The 26,885-nt window shown below is 36.0% G+C and carries 20 protein-coding genes; 9 read left to right on the top strand and 11 right to left on the bottom strand.

Going from position 1 to position 26,885, the window contains the following annotated elements; genetic code table 11:
• Positions 1–45: 45 nt before the first annotated feature.
• From mnmG to HMPREF3116_RS03110, 7 genes are all read right to left on the bottom strand, one after another.
• Positions 46–1,944, bottom strand: coding sequence for a tRNA uridine-5-carboxymethylaminomethyl(34) synthesis enzyme MnmG (mnmG, locus tag HMPREF3116_RS03080; RefSeq protein WP_070467740.1), 1,899 nt, complete (start codon positions 1,942–1,944; stop codon positions 46–48).
• A gap of 24 nt (positions 1,945–1,968) precedes the next feature.
• Positions 1,969–3,360, bottom strand: coding sequence for a tRNA uridine-5-carboxymethylaminomethyl(34) synthesis GTPase MnmE (gene mnmE / locus HMPREF3116_RS03085; RefSeq protein ID WP_070467741.1), 1,392 nt, complete (start codon positions 3,358–3,360; stop codon positions 1,969–1,971).
• A 297-nt stretch (positions 3,361–3,657) separates the two neighbouring features.
• Positions 3,658–4,839: a hypothetical protein gene (locus tag HMPREF3116_RS03090; protein WP_070467742.1), complete on the bottom strand. Its 1,182-nt coding sequence runs from the start codon at positions 4,837–4,839 to the stop codon at positions 3,658–3,660.
• Positions 4,840–5,009: 170 nt separating this feature from the next.
• The gene (locus tag HMPREF3116_RS03095; RefSeq protein ID WP_168125775.1) at positions 5,010–6,233 is read right to left on the bottom strand and encodes a mechanosensitive ion channel; all 1,224 of its coding nucleotides are present in this window, start codon (positions 6,231–6,233) and stop codon (positions 5,010–5,012) included.
• A gap of 375 nt (positions 6,234–6,608) precedes the next feature.
• Positions 6,609–7,055, bottom strand: coding sequence for a PTS mannitol transporter subunit IIA (locus tag HMPREF3116_RS03100; RefSeq protein ID WP_070467744.1), 447 nt, complete (start codon positions 7,053–7,055; stop codon positions 6,609–6,611).
• Positions 7,056–9,128: a BglG family transcription antiterminator gene (locus tag HMPREF3116_RS03105; protein WP_070467745.1), complete on the bottom strand. Its 2,073-nt coding sequence runs from the start codon at positions 9,126–9,128 to the stop codon at positions 7,056–7,058.
• Positions 9,129–9,167: 39 nt separating this feature from the next.
• The gene (locus tag HMPREF3116_RS03110) at positions 9,168–10,961 is read right to left on the bottom strand and encodes a PTS mannitol transporter subunit IIBC (protein WP_246819035.1); all 1,794 of its coding nucleotides are present in this window, start codon (positions 10,959–10,961) and stop codon (positions 9,168–9,170) included.
• A gap of 161 nt (positions 10,962–11,122) precedes the next feature.
• On the opposite strand from HMPREF3116_RS03110, the gene gnd reads away from it, so the two are divergent.
• On the top strand, positions 11,123–12,028 hold the full coding sequence (gene gnd / locus HMPREF3116_RS03115; protein WP_256365714.1) for a phosphogluconate dehydrogenase (NAD(+)-dependent, decarboxylating): 906 nt from the start codon (positions 11,123–11,125) through the stop codon (positions 12,026–12,028).
• Between the two features lie 380 nt (positions 12,029–12,408).
• Complete coding sequence (ade, locus tag HMPREF3116_RS03120; RefSeq protein WP_070467747.1) at positions 12,409–14,103, top strand: adenine deaminase; 1,695 nt, start codon at positions 12,409–12,411, stop codon at positions 14,101–14,103.
• Between the two features lie 56 nt (positions 14,104–14,159).
• Here the strand turns inward: ade and jag are convergent, their stop codons facing one another.
• From jag to rpmH, 4 genes are all read right to left on the bottom strand, one after another.
• Positions 14,160–15,143, bottom strand: a complete 984-nt coding sequence (gene jag / locus HMPREF3116_RS03125) for an RNA-binding cell elongation regulator Jag/EloR (RefSeq protein ID WP_070467748.1) — start codon at positions 15,141–15,143, stop codon at positions 14,160–14,162.
• Positions 15,144–15,158: 15 nt separating this feature from the next.
• Entirely contained in the window at positions 15,159–15,971 is an 813-nt protein-coding gene (gene yidC / locus HMPREF3116_RS03130; RefSeq protein ID WP_210382472.1) for a membrane protein insertase YidC, read from the bottom strand.
• A 67-nt stretch (positions 15,972–16,038) separates the two neighbouring features.
• On the bottom strand, positions 16,039–16,395 hold the full coding sequence (rnpA, locus tag HMPREF3116_RS03135; RefSeq protein WP_070467749.1) for a ribonuclease P protein component: 357 nt from the start codon (positions 16,393–16,395) through the stop codon (positions 16,039–16,041).
• A 46-nt stretch (positions 16,396–16,441) separates the two neighbouring features.
• The gene (gene rpmH, locus HMPREF3116_RS03140; protein ID WP_003142921.1) at positions 16,442–16,576 is read right to left on the bottom strand and encodes a 50S ribosomal protein L34; all 135 of its coding nucleotides are present in this window, start codon (positions 16,574–16,576) and stop codon (positions 16,442–16,444) included.
• Positions 16,577–17,299: 723 nt separating this feature from the next.
• On the opposite strand from rpmH, the gene dnaA reads away from it, so the two are divergent.
• The 7 genes from dnaA to rpsF all read left to right on the top strand — a co-directional run bounded on the left by dnaA (position 17,300) and on the right by rpsF (position 26,880).
• The gene (gene dnaA, locus HMPREF3116_RS03145) at positions 17,300–18,634 is read left to right on the top strand and encodes a chromosomal replication initiator protein DnaA (RefSeq protein WP_070467750.1); all 1,335 of its coding nucleotides are present in this window, start codon (positions 17,300–17,302) and stop codon (positions 18,632–18,634) included.
• A 231-nt stretch (positions 18,635–18,865) separates the two neighbouring features.
• Positions 18,866–20,017 (top strand): DNA polymerase III subunit beta, encoded by a 1,152-nt coding sequence (gene dnaN / locus HMPREF3116_RS03150; RefSeq protein ID WP_070467751.1) that lies wholly within the window; start codon positions 18,866–18,868, stop codon positions 20,015–20,017.
• A gap of 315 nt (positions 20,018–20,332) precedes the next feature.
• On the top strand, positions 20,333–20,581 hold the full coding sequence (gene yaaA, locus HMPREF3116_RS03155) for a S4 domain-containing protein YaaA (RefSeq protein WP_070467752.1): 249 nt from the start codon (positions 20,333–20,335) through the stop codon (positions 20,579–20,581).
• Positions 20,568–21,683, top strand: coding sequence for a DNA replication/repair protein RecF (gene recF / locus HMPREF3116_RS03160; RefSeq protein WP_070467753.1), 1,116 nt, complete (start codon positions 20,568–20,570; stop codon positions 21,681–21,683). The genes yaaA and recF overlap by 14 nt, the downstream gene beginning before the upstream one ends.
• A gap of 100 nt (positions 21,684–21,783) precedes the next feature.
• Positions 21,784–23,763, top strand: a complete 1,980-nt coding sequence (gene gyrB / locus HMPREF3116_RS03165; RefSeq protein ID WP_070467773.1) for a DNA topoisomerase (ATP-hydrolyzing) subunit B — start codon at positions 21,784–21,786, stop codon at positions 23,761–23,763.
• Positions 23,764–23,782: 19 nt separating this feature from the next.
• Positions 23,783–26,362, top strand: a complete 2,580-nt coding sequence (gyrA, locus tag HMPREF3116_RS03170; RefSeq protein ID WP_070467754.1) for a DNA gyrase subunit A — start codon at positions 23,783–23,785, stop codon at positions 26,360–26,362.
• Positions 26,363–26,577: 215 nt separating this feature from the next.
• Positions 26,578–26,880 (top strand): 30S ribosomal protein S6, encoded by a 303-nt coding sequence (rpsF, locus tag HMPREF3116_RS03175; RefSeq protein WP_070467755.1) that lies wholly within the window; start codon positions 26,578–26,580, stop codon positions 26,878–26,880.
• Positions 26,881–26,885: the final 5 nt, after the last annotated feature.

The raw sequence follows: 26,885 nt of genomic DNA on the forward strand, positions 1-26,885 counted from the left end.
AATGCTAAACGACTTTTGTCTCACCTTCTTTTGATATCATTTGACTTAAATGCGTGCGACGTGACCACCTTGTAGGTAAACCATGATAATGGATACATCTGAAGGATTTACTCCTGATACACGGCTAGCTTGAGCTAAGGTACGGGGACCAATCTCTTTCAAGCGTTGACGTGCTTCAGTAGCCAAGCTGTCAATAGCATCCCAATCGATATCAGCAGGAATTTCTTTTTGTTCTAAACGATGTAATTTCTCTACTTTACGTTGTTCTTTTACAATATAGCCAGCATATTTAATTTGAATTTCAACTTGCTCTCTTACTTGACGTGATAATGCTTTATCACTTGGCGCAAATTTTAAAATATCATCAATTTTTAGCTCTGGACGACGTAATAAATCACTCGCCATAATCCCATCTTTTAAGGCAGCTGAATTTTTTTCTGCTAAAAAGTCTTGTAATGCTTGCGTTGGTTTCAAACGAACATTCATTAGACGATCTAATTCTTCAGCTACTTCTGCTTGGTTTGACTTATATAGGTTATATTGTTCTTCAGAAACTAAGCCAAATTCATAACCCTTTTCTGTTAAACGTGTATCTGCATTGTCATGGCGTAATAGTAAACGGTATTCAGCGCGAGATGTGAGTAAACGATAAGGTTCAGTAGTACCTTTAGTGACTAAATCATCAATCATTACGCCAATATAGCCTTGATCACGACCAATTACAAACGGTTCTTCACCACGGATTTTCAATACAGCATTGATCCCCGCATACAATCCTTGACCAGCAGCCTCTTCATAACCAGAAGTGCCATTCGTTTGACCAGCAGTAAATAAATTAGCAATTTGTTTAGTTTCTAAATTTACCTTTAATTGATTTGGTTTCACGACATCATACTCAATCGCATAGCCACTACGCATAATACGAGCATTTTCTAATCCTTTAACGGAATGAATCATATCATTTTGAACATCTTCTGGAAGTGAAGTAGATAGTCCTTGAACGTAAATCTCTTCATTATCTAACCCTTCAGGTTCTAAGAAGATTTGATGTTTTGGTTTATCTGCAAAACGTACAACTTTATCTTCAATTGACGGGCAGTAACGGGCACCAACACCCTCAACAATACCTGTAAACATCGGCGCACGGTGTAAGTTTTCTCGAATTGTTTCATGGGTGGCTTCGTTTGTATACGTTAAGAAACAAGGTACTTGGTCTGCTAATGGTAAATAATCTTCATCTTTAGCCATAAATGAAAAATGATTAGGCGTGTCATCACCAGGTTGAATTTCTGTTTCTTCATAATTAATCGTACGTTTATCAACACGTGGTGGTGTACCCGTTTTGAAGCGGGCAATATCAAAACCGTATTTTTCAGCCAAATTACCAGTTAACTTCTCAGCAGGTTGTGAGTTATTTGGACCTGAAGAATATTTTAATTCGCCAATAATAATTTCACCACGGGCTGCTGTACCAGTAGTTAAAATGACTGCATCAGCTCGGTAAATTGCACCAGTATTGGTAACAATTCCTTTAACTGTATCATCTTCAATGATTAAGTCATCAACTAATCCTTGACGCAAGGTTAGCCTCTCTTGATTTTCAATCGTTTTACGCATTTCTTTAGCGTATGCCTCTTTATCTGCTTGCGCACGTAAGGCACGGACAGCTGGTCCTTTACCTGTATTTAGCATACGCATTTGAATATAGGTCTTATCGATATTACGACCCATTTCACCACCAAGGGCATCAATTTCTCTAACCACTACCCCTTTTGCTGGTCCTCCAATAGACGGGTTACAAGGCATAAAGGCTACCATATCAATGTTAATCGTAATTAACATTGTTTCTGCACCCATACGAGCTGCGGCTAAGGCTGCTTCACTTCCGGCATGCCCAGCACCAACTACAATGACATCATATTTTCCTGCTTCATAAGTTTGCATCGTCTCATCCTTTCTAACTTTCTTTTATTTACCTAAACAGAATTGACTGAATAGTTGCGTCAATAGTTCATCCGGTGCATTTTCACCAATAATTTCACCTAAGATTTCCCAAGCACGGGTGAAGTCGATTTGAATCAAATCAACCGGCATACCCATATCAATCCCATTTTTTACTTCATCTAGTGATTGACTCGCCTTTTGTAAAAGGTCAATATGACGTGCATTAGACACATAAGTAGCATCTTTTTCACCAGATTGACCGGTAAAGAAGTAATCCGCTATTTTTTCTTCTAAAGCATCGATACCTTCTTGAGTCATCATTGATGTTGCAATCACCTCATCCTCGTCAACCCACTCTAATAAAGATTCCTTTAGAAGTTGGTTAGGTAAGTCCATTTTATTCATGACAATAATACGCTTGTGGCCTTGAGTTAAGTTTAAAAGTTCACGGTCACCATCTGTTAAAGGTTCAGACTGGTTTAATAATAGTAAGACTAATTCTGCTTCAGCTAAAGCTTTCTTCGACCGCTCCACACCGATTTGTTCCACAACATCCTCTGTATCACGAATACCTGCTGTATCCACCAATTTCAAAGGAACACCGCGAATATTAATATATTCTTCAACCGTATCGCGGGTTGTCCCTTCGATATCTGTTACAATCGCTTTTTCTTCTCTTAATAAGGCATTTAATAAAGAAGATTTTCCTACATTTGGACGTCCTACAATAGCAGTTGATATCCCATCACGCAAGATTTTCCCTTGTTTAGCAGTAGATAATAGACCATCAATTCGCTCTTTTATGATTTGGGTTTTCTCACCCAACAATTTAAGTGTCATTTCTTCCACATCATCATATTCAGGATAATCAATGTTCACTTCAACTTGCGCCAACGTATCTAAGATATCTTGACGCAGATTTTCAATTAAATGAGATAACTTTCCGTCTAATTGCTTTACAGCTAAATCCATTGACCGGTCTGTTTTGGCACGGATTAAATCCATCACAGCTTCTGCCTGCGTTAAATCAATCCGCCCATTAATAAAGGCCCGTTTAGTAAATTCACCTGGCTCCGCTAAGCTAGCGCCTTCACGCAAAACAAGCTCTAACACGCGATTTGTCGCTACAATTCCTCCATGGGTGTTAATTTCAACAATATCTTCTCGTGTAAAAGTTTTAGGTTCCCGCATTACTGAAACCATCACTTCATCAATCTCTTGACCATCTTTTGGATCTACAATATGGCCGTAGTGAATCGTATGGCTGTCTTGCGTACTCAATTTTTTGCTACCTAATTTATAAACCTTATCCGCAATTGCTAAGGCATCATCACCTGAAAGACGTACAATCCCAATGGCACCCTCACCTGGGGCAGAAGAAATCGCTGCGATCGTATCAAAACCACGAGTAATCATTAAATCTATTCCTTTCTAACTAAATTTATCTACTATTGTTCGTATTTGTGCAAATAAAAAAGCGCCCAATCTACCCCTCCCATTTACCTGGTTGGACTAGAAAGACACTTTGACTGTCAAACTACTTTTTTTATACATTCGGTATTATACGCAATCTATATTTAAAAGTAAACTAATTCTACTCAGAAATTGCGACTTTTTCACGCTACCAATAACCCTTTGAAAAAGACGAAATAGATCTTTTGGACTAACATGAAAAAACGCCCAGCCAAATAGAGGATGAGCGTTCATTTTGCCTTAATAAGGATAGACATCTTCGGGCACTAAGTATAAGGGTTTTTCAGCTGTTAAAGTGACAAGTCCATCAATAACCATATATTCACCTTCAATAGTTGGTCGAATTTCATCAGCATTATAATATTGTTGAATACTGGCCATTATGGCATCCAATTTGGCCTTTCCTTGTGGATCATCTGCCAATTTACGAATATGTTCATTAAAGTCAATGTTGACGGTCTTACCTTGACCAGGGTTTTGGCTATTTACGTCGATAGTATTTATTTCAACACTTTTACCCATTAATTGTTGGTCAGCACTATTGCCACCCTGAAACAGCTGTGTGAATTTTAAAGCCATCTTATCATTGGTAGTCATCTGAATAGTATCAGTTACTTGTTCAAATCTATTTTCACCATTTGGATAGTAGAAGGTAATCGTTTCCCCCCAGCCTTCAAAGGACAACTGAGCTAATATCTGAGTCACAAGATAAGTTGCATCCGGATCTGTACTTTCATCTGCCACATAAACTAACCCTACATCCGGCGCATAATACTCTCTTCTTTCACTATCTTCTCCGTATTCAGTCACTTCAAGTGCTTCATAGCTACCCGTCGTCGTTTCAACGGGGACATCTATCCCCGTAATTTCCCTTTGACGACCGTCACTATCCCAAGTATGACCGACTTCGATTGGCCCTTCAATCAAAGTCTTAACAGGCTCACCAGTTTGCGTAATCATATCGTATGTAAGCTCTTCATGACTGTAAGTTTCAGGCTTAGTCACCAACACTTCAGCCCTATCTGGTGTAATGGCGACTACTTCTAAGGTTGTGGTACCACCAGTTGCAGTCCGCATCGTTAGAAAATCATCACGAATAAAATCATAGGTCCTAGTAAATCCTGCAAATTCATTTCCATCACCAGCAAATACCGCCTGATAACCTTCTCTCATTGGAAAATAGTCAATCACCCCTAAAGCTGACACTTCTTCAGATACACTAGACTCACTCATGCCACTACTTGCTTCACTTTCTGCCTGCGAGCTAGATTGGCTAGCTGAAGCATCTACTGACGAACTTGCATGATTTGTTGAAGACACTTCGCTTTCATCATAAACGTCCGCTGCATTATTAAACCAAGAACATGAACCTAACACTAATGACGTACTCAATAGTAGAAACCAGGTTACTTTCTTTTTCAATTTTAACACCTCCTACAATCATCTATTCATATTTTATTACTTATATTATATACATTTTCATATAATATATAAAGGTTTATGCTAAAGCTTATAGAAGACTTAATGACTCAGAAACAAATAAAAAGCCCCCAACTTTACAGCCAGGGGTACAGTCTTCATTGTGATTAGAATTAATCTTTATGATCAGTTTGACCAGATTCTTCTTCAATTTTTTTATCTAATTTTTCTAATTGTTTATTCGCAAAGTCGCGTCCACCTAAACCAAATGATAAGGCAAAGGCAACTGATAAGCCACCGATAATGAATAGGAAGGCCATGTTCACAATATTATTCGCAAAGTTCAATTGATCTAATGCCATAAATACTGAGAATACCACGAATACGCCTTTAATGATTTCACCCACCCATTTACTTTGAGTGGCTTTATTCACTAAGTCACCAACGAAACGACCACCAAAGATACCAAGACCTAAGATAATTAAAGCAATTAATACATTAGGTAGGTAAGCAATGATTGCTGCACCAATAGTGTTTAAGATAGCTAAGTTTAATACATTTAACGCTTCAACTGTAAAGAATAAACCAATCACTACCGCAACTACTTGACCGATGATTTCTGACACATTGATATTTTTTGTACTTGCACTCGCTTCACGGTTAAATAAGTTATTTAAACCAGTACCTTCAAGCAAGTTTTGTACTAAGTCACCAATCACTTTAGCAATTGCAAATCCAACACCTAGTAAAATAACAGCTACTAAAATATTTGGAATTGCAGCGGCAACACTGTTTAATACGCCAATAATTGGTGTCGCAATTGAAGAAATACCTAATGTTTCAAGCGCTACAACCGCAATTGGAATAAAGACAACAATATATGCTACATAAGAAAGTACATTTGCAATCGTATCTGCCGCTTGTCCATCTTGTGTTTTATTCCCAGTAAATTTAGCTACATATTTATCAATATTCACTGTTTTTACTAATGAATAAACTAATTGTTTCACTAAACGTGCGACCACTACTGCCACAACCATAATGATGATTGCACCTACGATAGAAGGGATAAACGCCAAAGCATTTGCCGTCATATCACGAATTGGTGTCGCAATTGAGGTTAAACCAAACATATCAAAAATACCTGGTAAGAATAACACCCATACAATGTAGTATAAAATTTGTGCAATAGTATCAAAGGTTGTTTCTGCTTGATCCTCAGTTTCTGCAATATGCCATTTTACGAAGCGACTTGCTAAACCTACTGCTCGTAAACCTTTTGCAACAGCTTTTTTAACTAAAACCGCTACTATCCACGCAACAATAATTAATAAAATACCACCAATAAAAGCTGGTATGCTAGCAGCTAGACTAGCCCATAAACCTGCTAAATCCATTTTTTCCATCTCCTTTTACTTAAACTTCATTTTTTGGAAATCTTCAAAAATAAAGAATTCCTTAAGACTAATTCTAGTTTACTATATTTATAAGTGATATTCACGCGATATACTTTGGGTTATTTTATAACCTTTATCGTAATGGGGTTTTAAGTTTTTTATTTATATAAAACATACATTATAAATACAAAATTAGACATTATTGTATTTTAAACCTTTAAAAAATGGTTATGATATATCCGATAATATCCAAAAGAAGGTGTGGCAAAAGCCGTTTAGCATTGACGTACTGGACCAAAACCCGATGATAAACGTTCTTATATAGTAAAGAGAGGCTGAGACATTTTTGTCTCAGCCTCATATCTTTTTTAATTTTTAAGCCGCTTCAACACTATCCAACAAAGCAATCATTTCTGCTTCATTTTCAGCATTCACTAATTTCACCACATTATCTACTGTTGAACAGAAGATAGCAATTTTAGAAAGTAAATCTAAGTGTTCGTTATTTACCCCTGCGATACCAAATACTACCATGGCCAATTTTTCTTCACTAGGATCATCGGAAAAATCTACACCAAACGGTACTTGTATCACAGAAATACCGGTTGAATGGATACTCTCCTTAGCTACATCTGTACCATGTGGAATGGCAATAAAATTTCCCATGTAGGTCGTTACTTCATTCTCACGCTCTAACATGGCTTCCACATAAGAAGCATCAACATGTCCATTTTCCACTAATAGATTACCTGCTGCACGAATTGCTTCTTCTTTTGATTGATAATGTTGGTTTATTTTGATCATATTTTTATTCAATAACATTTAATCATCACCCTTCCCTGATTCCTGTATTGCTTCAACAAATAGTCTACTTAATAAGTTCCTTAGCGCCTCTTCGTTTCCCTTATTGTATAAATCGGTATTAATATTATTTTCAATAATTGACTGGCTAATCCAACCTAATACAGTCTTTACATTTGTATCTAAAGGGGCTGGTGCTAGTAATAAAAGAACACGCTGTAGTTGTATCGTTTGCCTATCCATACCCTCTACACTAAAAGGTGTCGATAAATTGTAAACTTTAAATAACGGTCGTTTCACATTTGCGTGCACACTATGAAAGAGTGACATATTCGTATTTGGTATACCAATAGGTGTTGTCTTATATCTTTTAATAATGGCTTGCGCTACCAATTCCTTGCTTGATACTTCTACTGGTTCTAATGTCTGAATAAGACTTTGGATTGTTTCTTCTACACTAGCCTTACTTTCAACGTCTACCACCTTAAATTGCTTTAATAGACCATCTGCAATCATGATGGAATCCCGCATTTCTTCAAAAGTAAGCTTGTAATTATCATTACTAAATTGATTGGTCAGCTGGTTTTTATGACCAATTTTATAGGTTGCTATAAAATCTTTTAACAGCTCAATGTCATGTTCACTAAATATTGGTGAAATCAAATGATACTCTACAGGAAAATGCTTTAAAGTTGTCGTCGACAAAATCATGCTATAAGTCCCAACATCTAATTGATCAATGTCGGATAATTGTGTAATATCCACTTGAAAAATATCATGAAACTGTTTATCTATTCGCTCTTTAATAATCTTTCCAGTACCACCATAATGAGAAACAATCACCAACAACCGCGGTTGGTAATTGAATGTTGGGCCTGCTTCATAAGCGGCTGCAAAATGCATTAGAATATAAGCGACTTCTTCGTGAGAAATATCAGTTGCAAAAACCTCCTTAAAACTTGCTTCTACCTGAGCATATAAATCGTTATATTGGTCAACCACCAGTTCTAAACTAGTATCTTTAAAAGTAGTAATTGGATCATTTTCAATTCTTTTTAAAGCTGCTCGGATATGCGAAATTAAGCCTTTATATAAGCGTTTATCTTTCCTAAAATCGTTAGCTGTTTTTTCAGAAACCAAACGGATAAGTTTTTGGACCTTATAGGATAATTGGGTATCAAAATTTACATTAAAAATAGATTCCTTATTTTTAAAATTGATGCCTTCAAGTTGATTTACTAGTAAATTCCGCTCATTGATTGGAATGTTCATCTTTAGTTGTTCTGCAATATAGCCAGTTATTTGATAAGCCAAGTTTATGACATCACTTGGCACATTCTGATGAATATGCACAATATCAGCTATTGCATAACCAGCTTTCATTCGGTCAATTGCGTATGCCAACTGGATGAGGACTGGTCTTATCTGATTATCGTTCATTTTTCTATCCGCTGTCATATCACTTTGGTTAAAACTTTCTAGCACGGTTTTTAGACTGATGTCTGAAATAAAAGTGAGAAAAAAAGGTTTATCAAGTGATGCACCAATTTCAGTTAAGTCGGATAAGTAAGCTATACTATTCGTTGATGATAGATTATTGTATATATTTGTCGCCACAATATTACGATTAGTAATTTCATCTGTTTGAATCATAAAACCTTGAGCAGGCAATCGGTTGAGCCTAATTATCCCTAAATTATCTTCAATTGCATCTATATCTTGGTAAATCGTATTTAAACTAACACCAAATTGCTGACTTAAAGCTTCAGCTGTCACTGGGGATTCATTCACCAACAAGGTCGTTACAATACCATCTTGACGTTCATCTTTTGAAAATACATATTGATTTCTTGCCGTATTCTCTTCTCTCAACATGTCAAGGGTTTCCGCGTTTCCTACTAGTCTATAGCCCTTATTTCTTTCGTTCACAATCTGAATATTCAAAGTCTTCAAGGACTCCTCTAGATTAGTAATTTCACGATAGACGGTCCGTCTACTCACTTGTAATAAACTTTGAAAAGAAGAAATGGGAATGCCCGAATGGTTATATAACAACTGATCTAATATGATGGCTTCTCGTTGTGATAGATACAACCAGTATCCACTCCTTTTCTTAAAGTTATTGTCTATATATTAAGCGCCTAATTGATCATAAGCTCTCGCTTCTAGTAAATCTTCAACCACGAAACTTGTTAAATCTGGATATAAGTCTTGTAAGCTTTGTACCATATTTTGATTTCCAATCACCAACGTATGCATCAAGTCTAAGTTAGCTAGCTCTTCGATGGCGATTGCTTTCACAGTAATATCTTTGCTATCAGTCTCTTTCAATTTATTGCGTAACAAAGACGCAGCCATTGTGGTTTTGCCAACTTTATTTTCATATGGAAAGTATATATATTGAATTGCTTCAATAGAGTGGCTAGTTTCCAAGCTATTTGTTGTCTGCTTCTCTTCAATTGGTTTTGACAGCATAGCGCCTAAAATTTCATCATATCGATCACCATCTAAAAAGTTATCCACTGATACATGCATACCAGATGGAGATTGACGACGTGCTCTAGGTGTTAATTCATATTGTGAAATCACTAAGGTACCAGACTCATCTTTTAAGTTATTAATAGCAGAGTTTGAAATTGGAATATTTAAGTTGATTTCTTTTGCTTTTTTACGTAGTAAAGATGCGCCCATGGCACTTGAACCCATACCTGCATCACAAGCGAAGATAATTTTATGGACATTTTCAGCTTTTGGTATATCTGAGACATTTTCAGTAATTTGGCTACTAACAGTCGTTTGTCCTTTAGATGCTCGTTTCTCTTGTTGCACGGCATTTTTAGACGCTTCAAAATCCTTAGCCTCTGAACGGTCGAATTTTAAAATGGCAACCCCAATTGAAAAGGATACTAAGAATGCGCCAAATACACCTAGTAAAATACCTAATAAATCTCCCGGTGGTGTCATCGCAACCACAGAAATAATAGATCCTGGTGACGCAGGTCCAACAAGTCCTACATCAAATAATTGAAAGATAGCTGTACCTGTCACTCCGCCACCAATTACAGCTAATACCATCAATGGTTTCATCAATACATAAGGGAAGTACATTTCATGAATTCCACCAAAGAATTGGATAATAAAGGCACCTGGCGCTGAAGATTTAGCTGATCCATTGCCAAAAAGCATATAAGCTAATAGCATACCGCCACCAACACCTGGATTAATCGATACTAAATAAAGAATTGACTTACCTGCTTCTTGTGCTTGCTGTGCACCTAATGGTGTAAATATACCGTGATTGACAGCATTATTCAAAAAGATAACCTTAGCAGGTTCAGTAATCACGTTTGCTAATGGTAAGAAGCCATCGGAAATAATAGCTTGAATACCAATGGAAGCAATATCAGTAATCGCACCAATCATTGGTCCTACAAAATAATAACCCAATACTGCTAGAATAAAACCTAAAATACCAGACGAGAAGTTATTGACTAACATCTCAAAACCTTGAGGAATACTATCTGCAAATTTGTTATCAAATTTCTTTAACAACCAACCTGCAAAAGGTCCCATCAACATCGCACCAAGAAACATTGGAATTTCAGAACCAACAATAACCCCCATAGTCCCAATAGCACCAACAACAGCACCACGTTGGCCGTGTACTAAACTACCACCACTATAGGCAATTAATAAAGGTAATAAATAATTCTTCATTGGGTCAATCATTTGTGCTAATTCTTCATTTGGCAGCCATCCAGTGGCCAAAAACAAGGCCGTAATAATTCCCCAAGCTATAAATGCTCCAATATTTGGCATAATCATACTACTTAAATAAGAACCAAATTTTTGTATCCGTGTTTTCATAGATACTTTTTTATTTGAATACATTTCTTGATTAGTCATATTTGAACTCGCTTCTGACATCGTCATTCCTCCTCAACCTTTTTAAGTTACATTCATCATAAAACTTACAATTCCTTTATTCAATCGTTTGAAAGCGCTATATTTGTCGCCATTAAGTGTGCCAAAGTTGAAATGAAGCCCTCATTTTTTCGTGCTAATATTTAGATGACTTAAGAAAAGGAGTGGAAGAAATGAAAATCGGTATTATTGGCCTTGGTAAAATGGGTGCTAATTTAGCGTTAAATGCACTCGATCATAATTGGGATATTATTGGCTACGATGCGTCAGCCCAAGCTAGAGAAACTGCAAAACAGCAAGAAATTCCCACGGTAGATAGTCAAGAAGACTTATTAGATGCATTAGACCAACAAAAGATTGTTTTACTATCTACACCGGCAGGAAAAGTGACCAATCAGATTCTTCAAGATTTAGCTTCAAAATTACAAGTTGGTGATATCATTATTGACAGTGGTAATTCAAAATATAAAGACACGCTTCTTAGAGGGGAAGAATTATTAGATAAAGGCATCTACTTATTAGATTGTGGTACTTCTGGCGGTATTGATGGCGCAAGAAATGGTGTAAACTTAATGATTGGTGGCGATCCAAAAGCATTTAAAATAGTAGAACCCTTCTTTAGTGATATTGCTTGTAAAGATGGTTATTTATATAGCGGTCCTGCAGGTTCTGGTCATTACTTAAAAATGGTCCACAATGGCATCGAATATGGCATGATGCAAGCTATAGGTGAAGGATTCAGCGTGCTAGAAGCTTCACATTATGATTTTGATTTTGCTGCAGTTTCTAAACTTTGGAACAACGGTTCAGTTATCCGGTCTTGGTTAATGGCATTATTAGAAGAAAGTTTTAATGAAGATCATCAATTAGATAATATCGTAGCGAAAATTGATTCAAGTGGTGAAGCAAAATATACTGTAGAAGAAGCATTAGCTTTAGAAGTCCCAGTGCCTATCATTGCACAATCATTATTCGTACGAAATGATAGTCAATTACCAAATAGTTTTTCAAATAAAGTAGTTTCTGCTCTTCGTTCCGGATTTGGTGGTCATCCTATCGAAAGAAAATAAATATACAATTTTATCCTAGGTTAAAAAGTAAAAAGGGCTGTGATGTTTTGAAATCACAGCCCTTTTTCTATATGTAATAAAATGTGTAAATTTTATTTATTGTTAAAAACCAACCTATTTCAACAAATTGATTCATTTTTATAAGAACACTTTTATATTGCTTTTAGTTTATAATTCGTGTTTTTTGATAATTTTCTATATACTTTTAAGGCGATTTGTTGTTATAATACTATTCAAATTTCCAAATCCAATAACGTTTACTTTATGATCACCTGTAATGTTCGTAAAAACTATTAAGAAGCATTTTATAGTAGTTAAATGTTTATTGGATTCACAGTTCAGTCATTTTAGAAAAATATGCAACATAAAAGGGGAAAAGTATGGAAGATTTAATTCACGTCGCTAATGGTAAAATATTACCCGATATCATCTTAAAAAATGGCTATGTTATTAATGTCTTTACAGAAGAAATCATTCAAACCGATGTAGCAATTACTGGCAATCGTATTGCTGGTTTAGGTGCTTATGAAGGGAAACATACCATTGATTGTACTGGTAAATATATTGCTCCCGGTCTAATTGATGCCCACATGCATATCGAATCAGCTATGGTTACACCTCTCGAATTTTCAAAGTACGCCCTAGCAAAAGGTACGACGACTATTTTTGCTGACCCACATGAACTAGTCAATGTAGTTGGACAAAAAGGATTAGACTTTATGCTTGAAAGTATCCAAGAAACCCCTATGACAACGCATATCATGATGCCTTCTTGTGTACCAGCAACAGATATCGATAATAATGGTGTAGGTGAAATACTTGCCAAGGATATGACATCTTATGTAAATACTAATCAGGTTTTTGGTCTAGCTGAAATGATGCGTTTTGATGATGTTGTAAATGCTGAAGAAAAAGTATTAGATAAACTGGCTCTTTTTAAAGATCGAATCATTGACGGTCATGCACCTGGTTTAACTGGCAAAGCATTACAAGCTTATCGTGCTGCCGGAATCCATACAGAACACGAATGTGAAAATTATGAAGAAGCAATTGAAAAATTAAGAGCTGGATTCAAATTGCTGATTCGTGAGGGTAGTGCAGCTAGAAATCTTGATGCAATCATTAAGGGCTTTATTGCGAATAATATTGCTCTAGATAATTGTATGTTTTGTACCGACGATAAACATCTTGAAGATATTGAAAAAGAAGGTCATATTGATCTTTGCGTAAAAAAAGCCATTGCATTAGGTGTACCTGTTGCGACAGCCTATAAAATGGCTTCTTATAATGCTGCTCGAGCTTATCAATTGTATGATCTTGGTGCGGTTGCAGCGGGCTATCTAGCCGATTTACTTATTATTGATGATGTTGAACAAGTAACAATTGAACAGGTCATCAAAAATGGTGAAATCATTGATTTCGATACGCTACATCAAAAAAATAATACACCCGTTACAGATACTGACCTTCTACATTCTGTAAAACTACCATTTATCAATCAAGATAAAATAGCATTACAAGTGGATAATCGTCCCGTCAAAGTAATCAATTTAGTAGCGCATTCTATTTTAACAAGAGAGTCTGAAGAAATATTACCTGTCAAAGATCAATTTTTCCAAGCGAATAAAATTTTTAATAAGGCTTGTGTGATTGAACGTCACGGACATGCTGGTGGTATCGGTGTTAGTGCCATTAAGGGGTATAACATTGAAAATGGTGCGATTGCAACGAGCGTTTCACATGACGCGCATAATATTACGGTTGTAGGAGATAACGATGAAGATATTTTATTAGCTGTAGCAGAACTTGACCGCATTCAAGGAGGGTACGTCATTGCTTCTAAAGGTAAAATTGTAGCGACCTTACCTCTAGAATTAGCTGGCATTATTAGTATACGATCAGCAAAATTCGTTCAAGAACAGTTGAACAAAATGGTGGCACACGCTAGAGCGCTAGGTGTTCCTGAATCAGTTGATCCATTCATGACCTTATCCTTTATTTCTTTAACAGTTATCCCTGAACTTCGTTTAACAGACAATGGACTTTACGATGTAGACCATGGTCAATTTATTTAATACAAATTTTAAAAGAACCGAACATCACTATTCAACAATAATGATGTCCGGTTCTTTTAGTCTTTATACGACACAACTAAATATCTATGTGGCTCTTTCCCTTCAGAATGTGTCGAAATAGATGAATATTTAGCAAGTTGTGCGTGAATAATTTTACGTTCGGCAGCTGGTAGTGGATCTAGGAAAACAGGTTGTTTTGATTTGGATACTTGATCAGCTGTTTTTTGTGCTAATCTAGCTAAGGTTTCTTGTCGTCGCTCCCGATAATTGCCCACATTCACAATTACTTTTACGTGCGGACGAACATGTTGATGCGTCATGACTTGTGCAAGGGTTTCTAATGAATTAATAATTTTACCGTGTTTACCTATTACCAATCCTTTTTTCTCAGTTTGAATATTGTAAACAACAGTACGTCCACGGTCCTCAACCTCAATAGTGGCATCTACTAAGTAAGAAGCCAACACATCAATTAGATATTCTGCAACGAATTCGACATCTTTGAAGTTATCATCAACGAATTCTAGACTTTCATCCTCATGAATCGTTTCTTCAGCTGCTTCATTTAACGATGTTTCCGGTATAACCTCAGTTGTTTCAACGTTGTTTTCTTCCTCAACAGATAAATTTTCAGTAGTAGCAGGTTCAGATATTTCATCAGCATCTATATCCTCTATGACTTCTTCTTCAACCTTTGCTTTATTTTCAACTTCTACTGTTGGTGTTTCAGATCTTATCGCTTCATCTTCAACAACTGGTCGGTCATTTTCAACATTAATTGCTTCAGATATTGCTACTTGAGATGTGTTTTCTTTGGTTGAGCTAGAAAATACATCATCCGTTGCTGCATCCATTTCTACCACTTCTGGTTCAGAATAGTGGATAGCAACAATGGCATCCTTAGCACCTAAACCGAGAAATCCTTTTTTGGCTTCTTGAATTACTTGAACTTCAACATCTTCTCGCGACAACCGAAGTTGTTGCAATCCTTTGGCAACAGCAGCATCGACTGAAGTCGCTTCAAATCTTTCAGTTTTCAATACAAGAACCTCCTGTTATTTCTTCTTACCCTTTGGATTACGTTTTGCTTTTTCCAAACGACGTTCTAGTTCTTTCTCTTTACGAATTTGTTCTTCACGAGCATCGCGTTTCTTATATGGATTATTCATTAATAGTGTTTGTAGAATTGTAAATCCTGTTGAAGCTACCCAGTAAAGTGAAATCGCTGATGGTAAAGTTATACCCATGAATAAAATCATCACTGGCATTGTCCATTGCATCATAGCCATTGATGAATTACTGTTTGGTGTACCTATCGTTGTTAAACGTGTATTATACCAAGTTAATACAGCAGCAATAATTGGTAAAATAAATAGTTGATCAGGTTTACCTAATTCTAACCATAAGAAGTGCCCTTGACTTAATACTTCAGTTCTAGAAATTGACTGGTATAAAGCCATCAAGATTGGCAATTGAATCAACATTGGTAAACAACCAGACCACATATTATAGTCGTATTTTTCATTTAACTTGGCTGTTTCTTCCTGTAATTTTTGCTGTGTTTCTGGATCCTTAGATGCATATTTTTCTTGCAAAGCTTTTAGCTCAGGTTGCATCATTTGCATCTTTTCAGTACTTTGCATTTGATACTTGGTTAAAGGAATTAAAATGATACGAATGATCAAGGTAAAAGCAATAATCCCTACACCATAGTTACCAAAAATGTCTGATAACCACACAATAATACGTGAAAAGTTATAGACGATGTAGCGGTCCCATAAACCAGTCGAATTTTCATCGATTGGACTTGTCCCACAAGCCGCTAGAAAGATAACAGCCATTATGGTGATTACTAAAATCTTCCACATTTTTTTACTTCGAATATTCAATTTTTACAAATCCTCCACGAATTCTATTATTCATGTGGTAATGGCTTTATTTAGTATGTTCATTTATTGGATGATAAATTTTCGCCAAAGATAGCACATGAATTAAACTTTTTTTCACTTCTGCTGTTGTCATATCTGCAGCTGGCTTACGAGCAATGACGATAAAATCATTAGACGGATCAATACCTGCCTTGAGTTCGGTAATGCTTTGTCGAATTTTTCGTTTCACTGCATTACGAGTAACAGCGTTTCCAATTTTCTTACCAACAGAGATACCAATCCGAAAATGCGGTTGGTCTTTTTCTAATCGATAAATGACAAACTGGCGATTTGCAGTGCTGTGACCGTTATGAAATACCTTGCCAAAATCTTTTTCAGACTTCACTCTATAAGATTTCCGCACGTAAGTTCGCCTCCTTAATAAAAAAAGACCACATAATTATGTGATCTTATGCAGAAATAACTTTTCTTCCTTTTCTACGACGAGCTGCTAAAACGTGACGACCGTTTTTAGTGCTCATACGTTTACGGAAACCGTGAACTTTTTGGCGATGACGTTTTTTAGGTTGGTATGTTCTTTTCATTCATTGCACCTCCTGTTGCGATTAAGTCTTTCGTTTTTTCATTAATATAAAACGACTGTAATATTATATACAATAAAAAGTCGAAATTCAATTTCAGGTATGAAATTCACACTCGTAATCAAAATTTTAACATAATATATCCCATATCACAATACTTTTTGTACAAATATTGGTTTTTTCAAAGTTTCGACTATCAAGACGCATTTACACTACAACAAATATCCCTGCTAAAAAAATATAAAAAACGCCTCTTTTTTCACAAACACCTTTTTGATTTTTCACAAACTATGTGAAATAAAAAGTGGTAAACTTTTATTCACAAAGTGTGTACGAAATTTGCACAATCCTGTGACTATTGTTTGTTTGTATAAAATAATCCCCAAACTTTTTAAAAGACTTTTCAACAAATCCACAGTTTTGCAAAACTTTTCCACAATTGTTAATAACTATAAATAAATCCTAGCCTCATGCCTTTTTCTCTTTCTAAATTATACACAAGTCCTTTAAAAAAATAAACTACCAACAAGTTTATTCACAGTGTGTGGATAACAATTATCAAAAATTGGGATTATTTTTATACACATCCTCATTTTCCTGTGGAAAACTGTTTTTTTTCATGATATTATGAATGAGCTTACCAAAATGTATATATTCGTTTTAATTGAATATATGTATATATATATCTGATGTAAAAATTTTGTATACTAAGGAGCTAGGAAATATATGAGTGAATTAAACCAATTATGGGATTACGTCACCCAATACTTCAAAGAAGAATTACCTAAAACAAGTTTTGATACTTGGATTAAAGACCTAGATCCAGTTGCCTTTGAGAATGATACCTTGTATTTAAAAGCTATTTCAGTGCTGCACAAGGACCATATTGAAAAACATTATTCGATACAAATTCGACAAGTTTTATTTGAATACTTAAACCATGACGTCAACTTAGTAGTGAGTTTAAAAGATGATCGCCCGCAATCTGCGAATCAAATTCAAGTAAATGGTTATAATGACAATATTGAAGACAACGGTTCAGATTTATTAAATCCAAAATATACCTTTGATAACTTCGTCGTCGGTGAAGGGAATAAGATGGCTCACGCAGCTGCATTAGCAGTAGCTGAAGGCCCTGGACGCGACTATAATCCCCTATTCTTCTTCGGTGGCGTAGGGTTAGGTAAAACCCACTTGATGCAAGCAATTGGTCATGAGGTGTTACGGACAAATCCTAACGCTAAAATAAAATACGTCTCTAGTGAAACCTTTACAAATGACTTTATCAATGCCATTAGAAAGAACACTACAGACGCATTCCACCAAGAATATCGAACAGTTGATATGTTATTAGTGGATGATATTCAGTTTATTGGGAACAAACAATCTACTCAGGAAGAATTCTTCCATACTTTTAACGTGCTTTATAACAATAATAAACACATCGTCCTAACCAGTGACCGTGATGCTAGTCAGATTCCTGAGTTAGAAGATCGATTAGTTTCTCGGTTTAAGCAAGGCTTATCAACGGACATCACACCACCCGATTTAGAAACAAGAATTGCTATTTTACGTAATAAGGCGAATGTCAATGGCTTACAAATTCCAGATGATACACTTTCATACATTGCTGGACAAATTGATTCCAATATTCGTGAATTAGAAGGTGCTCTAACTAGTGTACAAGCCTTTGCAGTCATGAATCAGGAAGACTTAACGCCTAATACAGCTGCTAAAGCCTTGAGAAATTATAAGAGTAATGTGAAAAGTAATTCTCCAACCATTCCAAATATCTTGGAGACAGTGGCACAATACTTTAACTTACAAGTTTCTGATCTTAAAGGTAAGAAAAGAGTACGACAAATTGTTATACCACGACAAATTGCCATGTATCTAAGTAGAGAATTAACTGATGCTTCCTTGCCAAAAATTGGTCAAGAATTTGGTGGGAAAGACCATACAACAGTACTTCATGCTTACGATAAGATAAAAAAAGATATTGACGAAAAAAGTGAATTAGAACGTGATGTTGACAGTATTCGTCGTTTATTAGAAAAATAATAGCTTATCTACATCATCTTAGTCTATTAATGAAAAGACTTATGCTAAAATATAGATAAGAAAAAGAGGTTGTGGATAATTGTTCATAACCTCTCTGTTTTTTCCACAGGTTATACACATGTGGAAAAATACATTTTAACAAGCTTCTTTTAAGTTATCAACAGGATTAACAAGACCTATTACTATTACTATTTTTTATACATAATTAATATATATACAAGGAGTGTCCAGATGAAATTCTCTATTAATCGTTCCGTTTTTATTCATAATTTGACCGATGTTCAAAGAGCTATTAGTTCAAGAACAACTATCCCTGTTTTAACAGGTGTTAAAATCTCAGTTAAAGAAGAAGGTCTTTATTTAACTGGTTCTGATGCAACAATTTCAATTGAAGCATTTATTGATGCGAAAGACGATGATAATAAATTAAAAATTGAATCAACAGGTGATATTGTCTTACCTTCTCGTTTCTTAGGTGAAATTGTTAAAAAATTACCTTCTGATATGATGAATTTAGAAGTAGTAGATAATTTCCAAACAGAAATTACATCTGACCGAGCATCATTTACATTAAATGGGATTAACGGTAGCGAATATCCGCGCTTACCTGAGATTGATGCAAAACAAACTTATATTTTACCAACAGATACTTTCAAACAAGTCGTGAACCAAACAATTATTTCTGTATCTAACCAAGAAATACGCCCTATTTTTACAGGGATTCATTTTGAAATTGGTAATGGTGAACTAAAAGCTGTAGCTACTGACTCACATCGTTTAAGTCAACGTATCATGCCATTAACCATGCCTGAATCAGCTGGTGATACGGTATTAGATATCAATATTCCAGGTCGCTCACTACAAGAGTTGATTCGTATTGTAGATAGTAATGAAGATATTGAAATGATGGTGACTGATAATCAAGTATTATTCAAAGCGCGTAATATTTACTTATACTCTCGCTTACTAGAAGGGAATTATCCAAATACTGATCGCTTATTACCAAATGACCACGCTACAATTATTGAGGTATCTGCAAGTGAATTAGTGAATGCTGTTGAACGTGCTTTAATTTTAAGCCATGAAGGTAAAAATAATGTTGTACGATTAAACATCTCAGACCAAGATATTATACTTTCAAGTCAATCTGCTGAGGTGGGGAATGTAGAAGAAGAAATTAATGTAGTTAAAGCAGAAGGTGAAGCTTTAGAAATTTCTTTTAACCCAGATTACTTGCGTGAAGCATTAAAATCATTTGGTCAACAAAATGTTCAAATTGGTTTCCAATCATCTTCACATCCATTTACCCTATTACCAAGTGATCAAATTGATAATTTCAATTTTGTCCAACTGATTACACCTATTCGTACACCAAGAGGTTAATTTCTTGATTGATAAAAGGATCAAAATCATTTATTGGTTTTGGTCCTTTTTTTCTATCTATATATATAAATGTGCCAATTTTTGACTTTTAAGCCCTTTAAATAAGATTGTAGGTATTTCCCTATCTAAAATGTTAATTTTTAATACAGGGCGTTTATTTGCTTAATACGGCAAATTAGCGTATAATTAAACTGTATTAATAAAAGTGAAATCGTTGAATCTGCTAAGGATCACTAGCTGAGTCCTAAAAAGGCAAGAAGAGACGATTTATTTTATGTGAAGACTGAATCTAGGGCATGAATGCGGGGTGAAATGATGGCTGAAATCGTAAATATTGAAACAGCATACATTACATTGAGTCAATTATTGAAAATTTCTGGTGCTATAGGTACTGGTGGTGAAGCGAAATGGTATCTACAGGAAAATGATGTTGTTGTAGATGGTGAAATAGAAAATCGTCGCGGACGGAAACTATATCCAGATATGGTAGTTTTGATACCTGATGAAGGTGAATTTATCATCAAAAGCCATGAAACGCATGGTGATGGTCATGCAGCTGAATGACATCAAATTAAAAGACTTTAGGAATTATGCTGATTTAGCTGTTAGTTTTTCTCCAGGGGTGAACGTTTTTATAGGCGAGAACGCTCAGGGGAAAACCTCTCTATTGGAAGCCATCTACATGATGTCACTTGCAAGAAGTCATCGTACAGTCAATGAAAAAGATACGATTCGTTGGCAACAAGAATTTGCACGGATTGAAGGTAGTATATCAACAAAAACGAATCCAGAATTACCATTGACGTTGACCATTACCAAATCTGGAAAACATGCAAAAGTAAACCACTTGAACCAAAACCGAATGAGCGATTATATAGGCAAATTGAATGTTGTTCTTTTTGCGCCAGAGGATTTAGAACTGATTAAAGGAGCCCCACAGTTTAGACGAAAGTTTATTGATATGGAGCTTGGACAAATGAGTCCTAAATATTTGTATGAATCAGTCCAATATAATCGATTATTGAAGCAGCGAAATGCTTATCTTAAACAACTATTATATAAAGAAACCCAAGACCAAATATATTTAGATATTTTAACTGAACAGTTAGCAACATCAGCCACTCATGTCATTTATCAACGTTTACGTTTTGTAAATCAATTGGAATCGTGGGCTAAACCAATTCATTCAACCATTTCGCATGGACTTGAAGAACTCACCCTAGCTTACAGAGGGCCAATTGAACTGACCTTAGACATGACTGAAGATGTCATCTACCAACAATTAATGCTTAAATATAAAGAGAAAAAAGACCATGAATTAGCTAGAGGCGTTACTTTAGTTGGTCCACATAGAGATGATTTAACCTTTAAGGTGAATGGACGAGATGTACAAAAATTTGGTTCGCAGGGCCAACAGCGAACGACTGTATTGAGTATGAAATTAGCAGAAATTGAATGTATGCATGAAATACTAGGCGAATATCCTATCTTATTATTGGATGATGTCCTGAGTGAATTAGATAATGAACGCCAAACGCATTTACTAAAATCTATACAGTCAAAAGTCCAAACCTTTTTAACAACAACAAGTTTAGATGGTATTCAAAGAGAATTCATTGAAGAACCAAGCGTTTTCAATATTGATGCAGGTGCGATAGCGGAATAAGTGAACATGCGGGTGAGGCGTAGCCTAAAGTCCCATGGCGCTATTGAGATGGAATAATTCACGAAATAGGAGTGGGAAAATGGCAAACGAAGAAAACGAAATGTTTACGAATGAAGAAGTGCTTCATCCAACAGATCTTGTTTCTGAGGAAGAAAAAATTGCTAAGAAAAATGAACTAGCAAAAGATTATGATGCTAGTCAAATTCAAGTATTAGAAGGACTTGAAGCTGTACGTAAGCGACCAGGAATGTATGTTGGTTCTACATCTGCAAGTGGTTTACACCATTTAGTATGGGAAATTGTAGATAACTCAATTGATGAGGCCTTGGCCGGATTTGCAGGTCACATACAAGTAACGATTGAAAAAGATAATTCCATTACAGTAGTAGATGATGGACGTGGGATTCCTGTTGATATTCAAGCGAATACTGGACGTCCAGCGGTAGAAACTGTTTTTACCGTCCTACATGCCGGAGGTAAATTCGGTGGAGGCGGTTATAAAGTATCCGGTGGTCTTCATGGGGTTGGGGCATCTGTCGTAAACGCCCTTTCCGAATGGCTACATGTTTATGTCCATAAAAATGGTCTTATATACCACCAAGAATTTCGTCAAGGGGCTATTGTATCAGATGTTGAACAAACAGGTGAAACAGATACCCACGGTACAGTTGTACATTTTAAACCAGATGCAGAGATTTTTACAGATTCAACAGTATTTGAATTTGATGTCTTAAATCGTCGCGTTCGTGAGTTGGCATTCTTGAATAAAGGTCTACGTATTTCATTAACAGATGCCAGATCAGAGGAAGCAGAAACAGTTTCTTACCACTATGAAGGTGGTATTAAAGAGTATATTGAATATATGAATCAAGATAAAGATGTTTTGTTTGAAGAACCGATTTATTTTGAAGATGAACAAGATGGGATTGAAGTTGAGGTAGCTTTACAATATACAGATGGCTTCCACTCAAATATCTTAAGTTTTGCGAATAATATCCACACTTTTGAAGGTGGTACGCATGAATCAGGCGCTAAGACTGCTCTTACACGTGTAATTAATAACTACGCTCGTTCACAAAAACTCATTAAAGAAAATGAAGATAATTTAACTGGTGAAGATGTACGTGAAGGGATTACATTAATAGTATCTATCCGCCACCCAGATCCTCAATTTGAAGGTCAAACTAAAATTAAATTAGGTAACTCTGAAGTTCGGACGATTACCGATAATTTATTTGCGACGCTTTTTGAAACGTTCTTACTGGAAAATCCGCAAATTGCTCGTCGTATTGTCGATAAAGGAACTGTCGCATCTAAGGCACGTCTAGCGGCTAAACGTGCGCGTGAAATGACCCGTAAGAAATCAGGTTTAGAGATTTCTAACTTACCAGGTAAACTAGCAGACTGCTCAAGTCGTAATCCAGAAGAATCTGAATTATTTATTGTTGAAGGGAACTCTGCCGGAGGCTCTGCTAAGCAAGGTCGTTCTCGTCATTTCCAAGCAATTCTGCCAATTCGAGGTAAAATATTGAACGTAGAGAAAGCTTCGATGGACAGAATTTTAGCTAACGAGGAAATTCGTTCACTATTTACTGCAATGGGTACAGGTTGGCAAAATGAGTTTGATATTACCAAAGCACGATATCATAAATTGGTTATCATGACCGATGCTGATGTCGATGGTGCGCATATTCGTGCCCTACTATTAACTTTGATTTACCGCTATATGCGTCCAATATTGGATGCAGGCTATGTTTATATTGCGGTGCCACCTTTATACCAAGTCCGTCAAGGGAAGAAAGTTGTCTATCTAGATACGGATAAACAATTAGAAGACTACCTACAAACAATTCCAGCTACACCAAAACCAGCTATTCAACGCTATAAAGGTTTAGGTGAGATGGATGCTGAACAGCTTTGGGAAACAACAATGGACCCAAGAAACAGAACATTATTACAAGTAAACGTAGAGGATGCAGTAGAAGCAGACAAAATCATTAATATGTTGATGGGTGACCACGTTGAACCAAGACGTGACTTCATCGAAGAGAATGCTACCTACGCTAACATCGATTTATAATTAAGGAGGGAAATGTTTCATGAGTGAAGAAATAAAAGAACAATTTCCACAACGTGAGATATCTCAAGAGATGCGTACGTCATTTCTTGATTATGCCATGTCTGTTATTGTGGCTCGTGCCCTTCCGGATGTCCGTGATGGTTTAAAACCTGTTCACCGTCGTATCCTTTATGGGATGAATGAATTAGGGGTAACATCAGATAAACCCTTTAAAAAATCAGCCCGTATTGTCGGAGATGTAATGGGTAAATACCATCCACATGGGGATTTGGCTATCTATGAATCAATGGTTCGTATGGCTCAAGACTTCTCTTATCGCTATATGCTAGTTGATGGCCATGGAAACTTCGGTTCAGTCGATGGTGACCAAGCAGCAGCCATGCGTTATACAGAGGCAAGAATGAGTAAGATTGCCCACGAAATGGTTCGGGATATGAATAAAGATACCGTTGATTTTATTCCTAACTACGATGGTGAAGAAAGGGAACCAGAGGTATTACCATCTCGTTTCCCTAACCTTTTGGTTAATGGAACAACTGGTATTGCTGTTGGGATGACAACAAATATTCCAACGCATAATCTAAGTGAAGTTATCAGTGCTATTAAAATCTTAATGCAAAATGCTGATGCTACAACCAATGAGTTAATGGAAGCTTTACCAGGTCCAGACTTCCCAACTGGTGGTATTGTAATTGGAAAATCAGGTATCCGTAAGGCTTATGAGACAGGGAAAGGGTCAATCATTGTCCGTGCTAAATTAGATATTGAAACCTTGTCTTCTGGTAAAGAACGTATTATCGTCCATGAAATTCCATATATGGTAAATAAGGCCAAATTGGTTGAACGTATTGCTGAATTAGCCCGAGATAAGCGTGTTGAAGGTATTACTGCTGTCCGAGATGAATCAGGCCGTGAAGGTATGCGTGTCGTAATTGAATGTCGAAAAGATGCAAGTGCATCTGTAATCGTTAATAATTTATATAAATACACACAATTACAAACTAACTTCGGGATTAACATGGTGGCCATCGTAAATGGTGTCCCCCACACATTAAGCTTGAAAGAAATCTTGCAGAATTATCTACTACATCAAGAAGAAATCATTCGTCGTCGTTCGATCTTTGAGAAAAACAAAGCTGAAGCGCGTGCCCATATCCTAGAAGGTTTACAAATTGCCTTAGACTATATCGACGAAATCGTGAATATATTACGTACATCACGTTCAGGTGATGAAGCGAAAGCACGCTTTATTGAAGATTACAAATTATCAGATAAACAATCACAAGCTATTTTAGACATGCGTTTAGTTCGTCTAACTGGTTTAGAACGTGAGAAAATTGATAAAGAGCATGCTGAATTAATGGCACAAATTGATTACTTAAATCAGGTACTAGCATCAGAAACGATGCGTTATCAAATTATTTATGATGAATTAGTAGAAATAGAAAATAAATTTGGTGATGAACGTCGTACCGAATTGATGGTTGGAGAAATCCACAATATTGATGATGAAGACCTAATTGAAGAAAGTAATGTGATTGTCACCCTAACTCAAAATGGTTATATCAAACGTATTGATGATGTAGAATTTAGAGCACAAAATCGTGGGGGGACAGGTGTTAAAGGAATGAGTATGAATGACGATGATTTCGTTGAAACCATGCTATCAACCTCAACCCATGATTCTGTATTATTCTTCACCAATACTGGACGTGTGTTCCAATCTAAAGGATATGAAATTCCAGAGTTTGGTCGTGCTGCCAAAGGAATTCCAGTTGTAAACCTACTAAATCTACAACAAGATGAAACTGTCCAAGCGATGATTAATGTAACCCCTATTGAAGAAGAAGAAGTGAAAGAACACTTATTATTCGTTACGAAAAATGGTACCGTTAAACGTACCAATGCTAGTGATTACTTCAATATTCGAAACAACGGTTTAATTGCCTTGAAATTAGCTGAAGGTGATGAACTAGTTAAAGTAGTCTTAACAAGTGGAGATGACAACATTATTATCGCTTCACAAGATGGTTATGCTGTTAGTTTCCAAGAAACAAATGTACGTAGTATGGGACGTACAGCCACAGGTGTCCGCGGTATTCGTTTAAATGACGGCGACCAAGTGGTTGGTATGTCTGTACTTGGACCAGATGATAATGTTTTAGTCGTTACTGAAAAAGGTTATGGTAAACAAACACCAGCTAGTGAATATGGTATTAAGAATCGTGGTGGTAAAGGCGTTAAGACCATTAATGTAACTGAGAAAAATGGCGTCTTAGTTGGTTTAACGACTGTATCAGGTGATGAAGATATCATGTTAATGACCAATCAAGGTGTAGCTATTCGTTTCCATGCGAAAAATATTTCGCAAACAGGTCGTGCAACACAAGGTGTGCGTTTAATACGTTTAGCTGAAGATTCACATGTTTCAGCAATTGCTAAAGTGGAAGCAGTTGAAGAAGCATTAGGCGTAACACCAGTAGAAAATGAAACTACAATGAATGAGCAATCATTAGCTGATCCATCTGACGAAATGATTGCTCGTATGCAAGAATTTGCTGATGATGCATTACCAGATCATGAAGAATCAGAAGAATAATATAGTAATAAACCATATAGAAAAAGGATTTGTAGTAGAGACGCTACAAATCCTTTTTTACTTGAGGTAGGATAAAAATAACCATTTCAAATTATAGGTATTACTTGATTTATATTGAATGATTTGATAATATATCTTATTGTGAGTATGAATATACTCTCCTTGTTCTCAAGAATGTTGAGAGCCAATAGACCAAAAGGAGGTGCAAAAGTCTGATGAGTGAAAACACTACTAAATACGAAGTTTTATACATTATTCGTCCTGATATGGAAGAAGCGTCTAAAAAAGCTTTGGTTGAACAATTCGATCAAATCTTAACTTCAAACGGTGTAACAATTAATGAATCTAAAGACTGGGCAAAACGTCGTCTTGCATATGAAATCAATGATTATAAAGAAGGTATCTACCACTTAGTTGATATAGAAGCTGACGATGCGGAAGGAATCAATGAATTCGACCGTCTTGCTAAAATCAATGACAATATCTTACGTCATATGATTACTAAAATCGAAGACTAATAAAC

Source organism: Aerococcus sp. HMSC10H05 (assembly GCF_001806975.1).
In the GTDB taxonomy this organism is placed as follows: domain Bacteria; phylum Bacillota; class Bacilli; order Lactobacillales; family Aerococcaceae; genus Aerococcus; species Aerococcus viridans_B.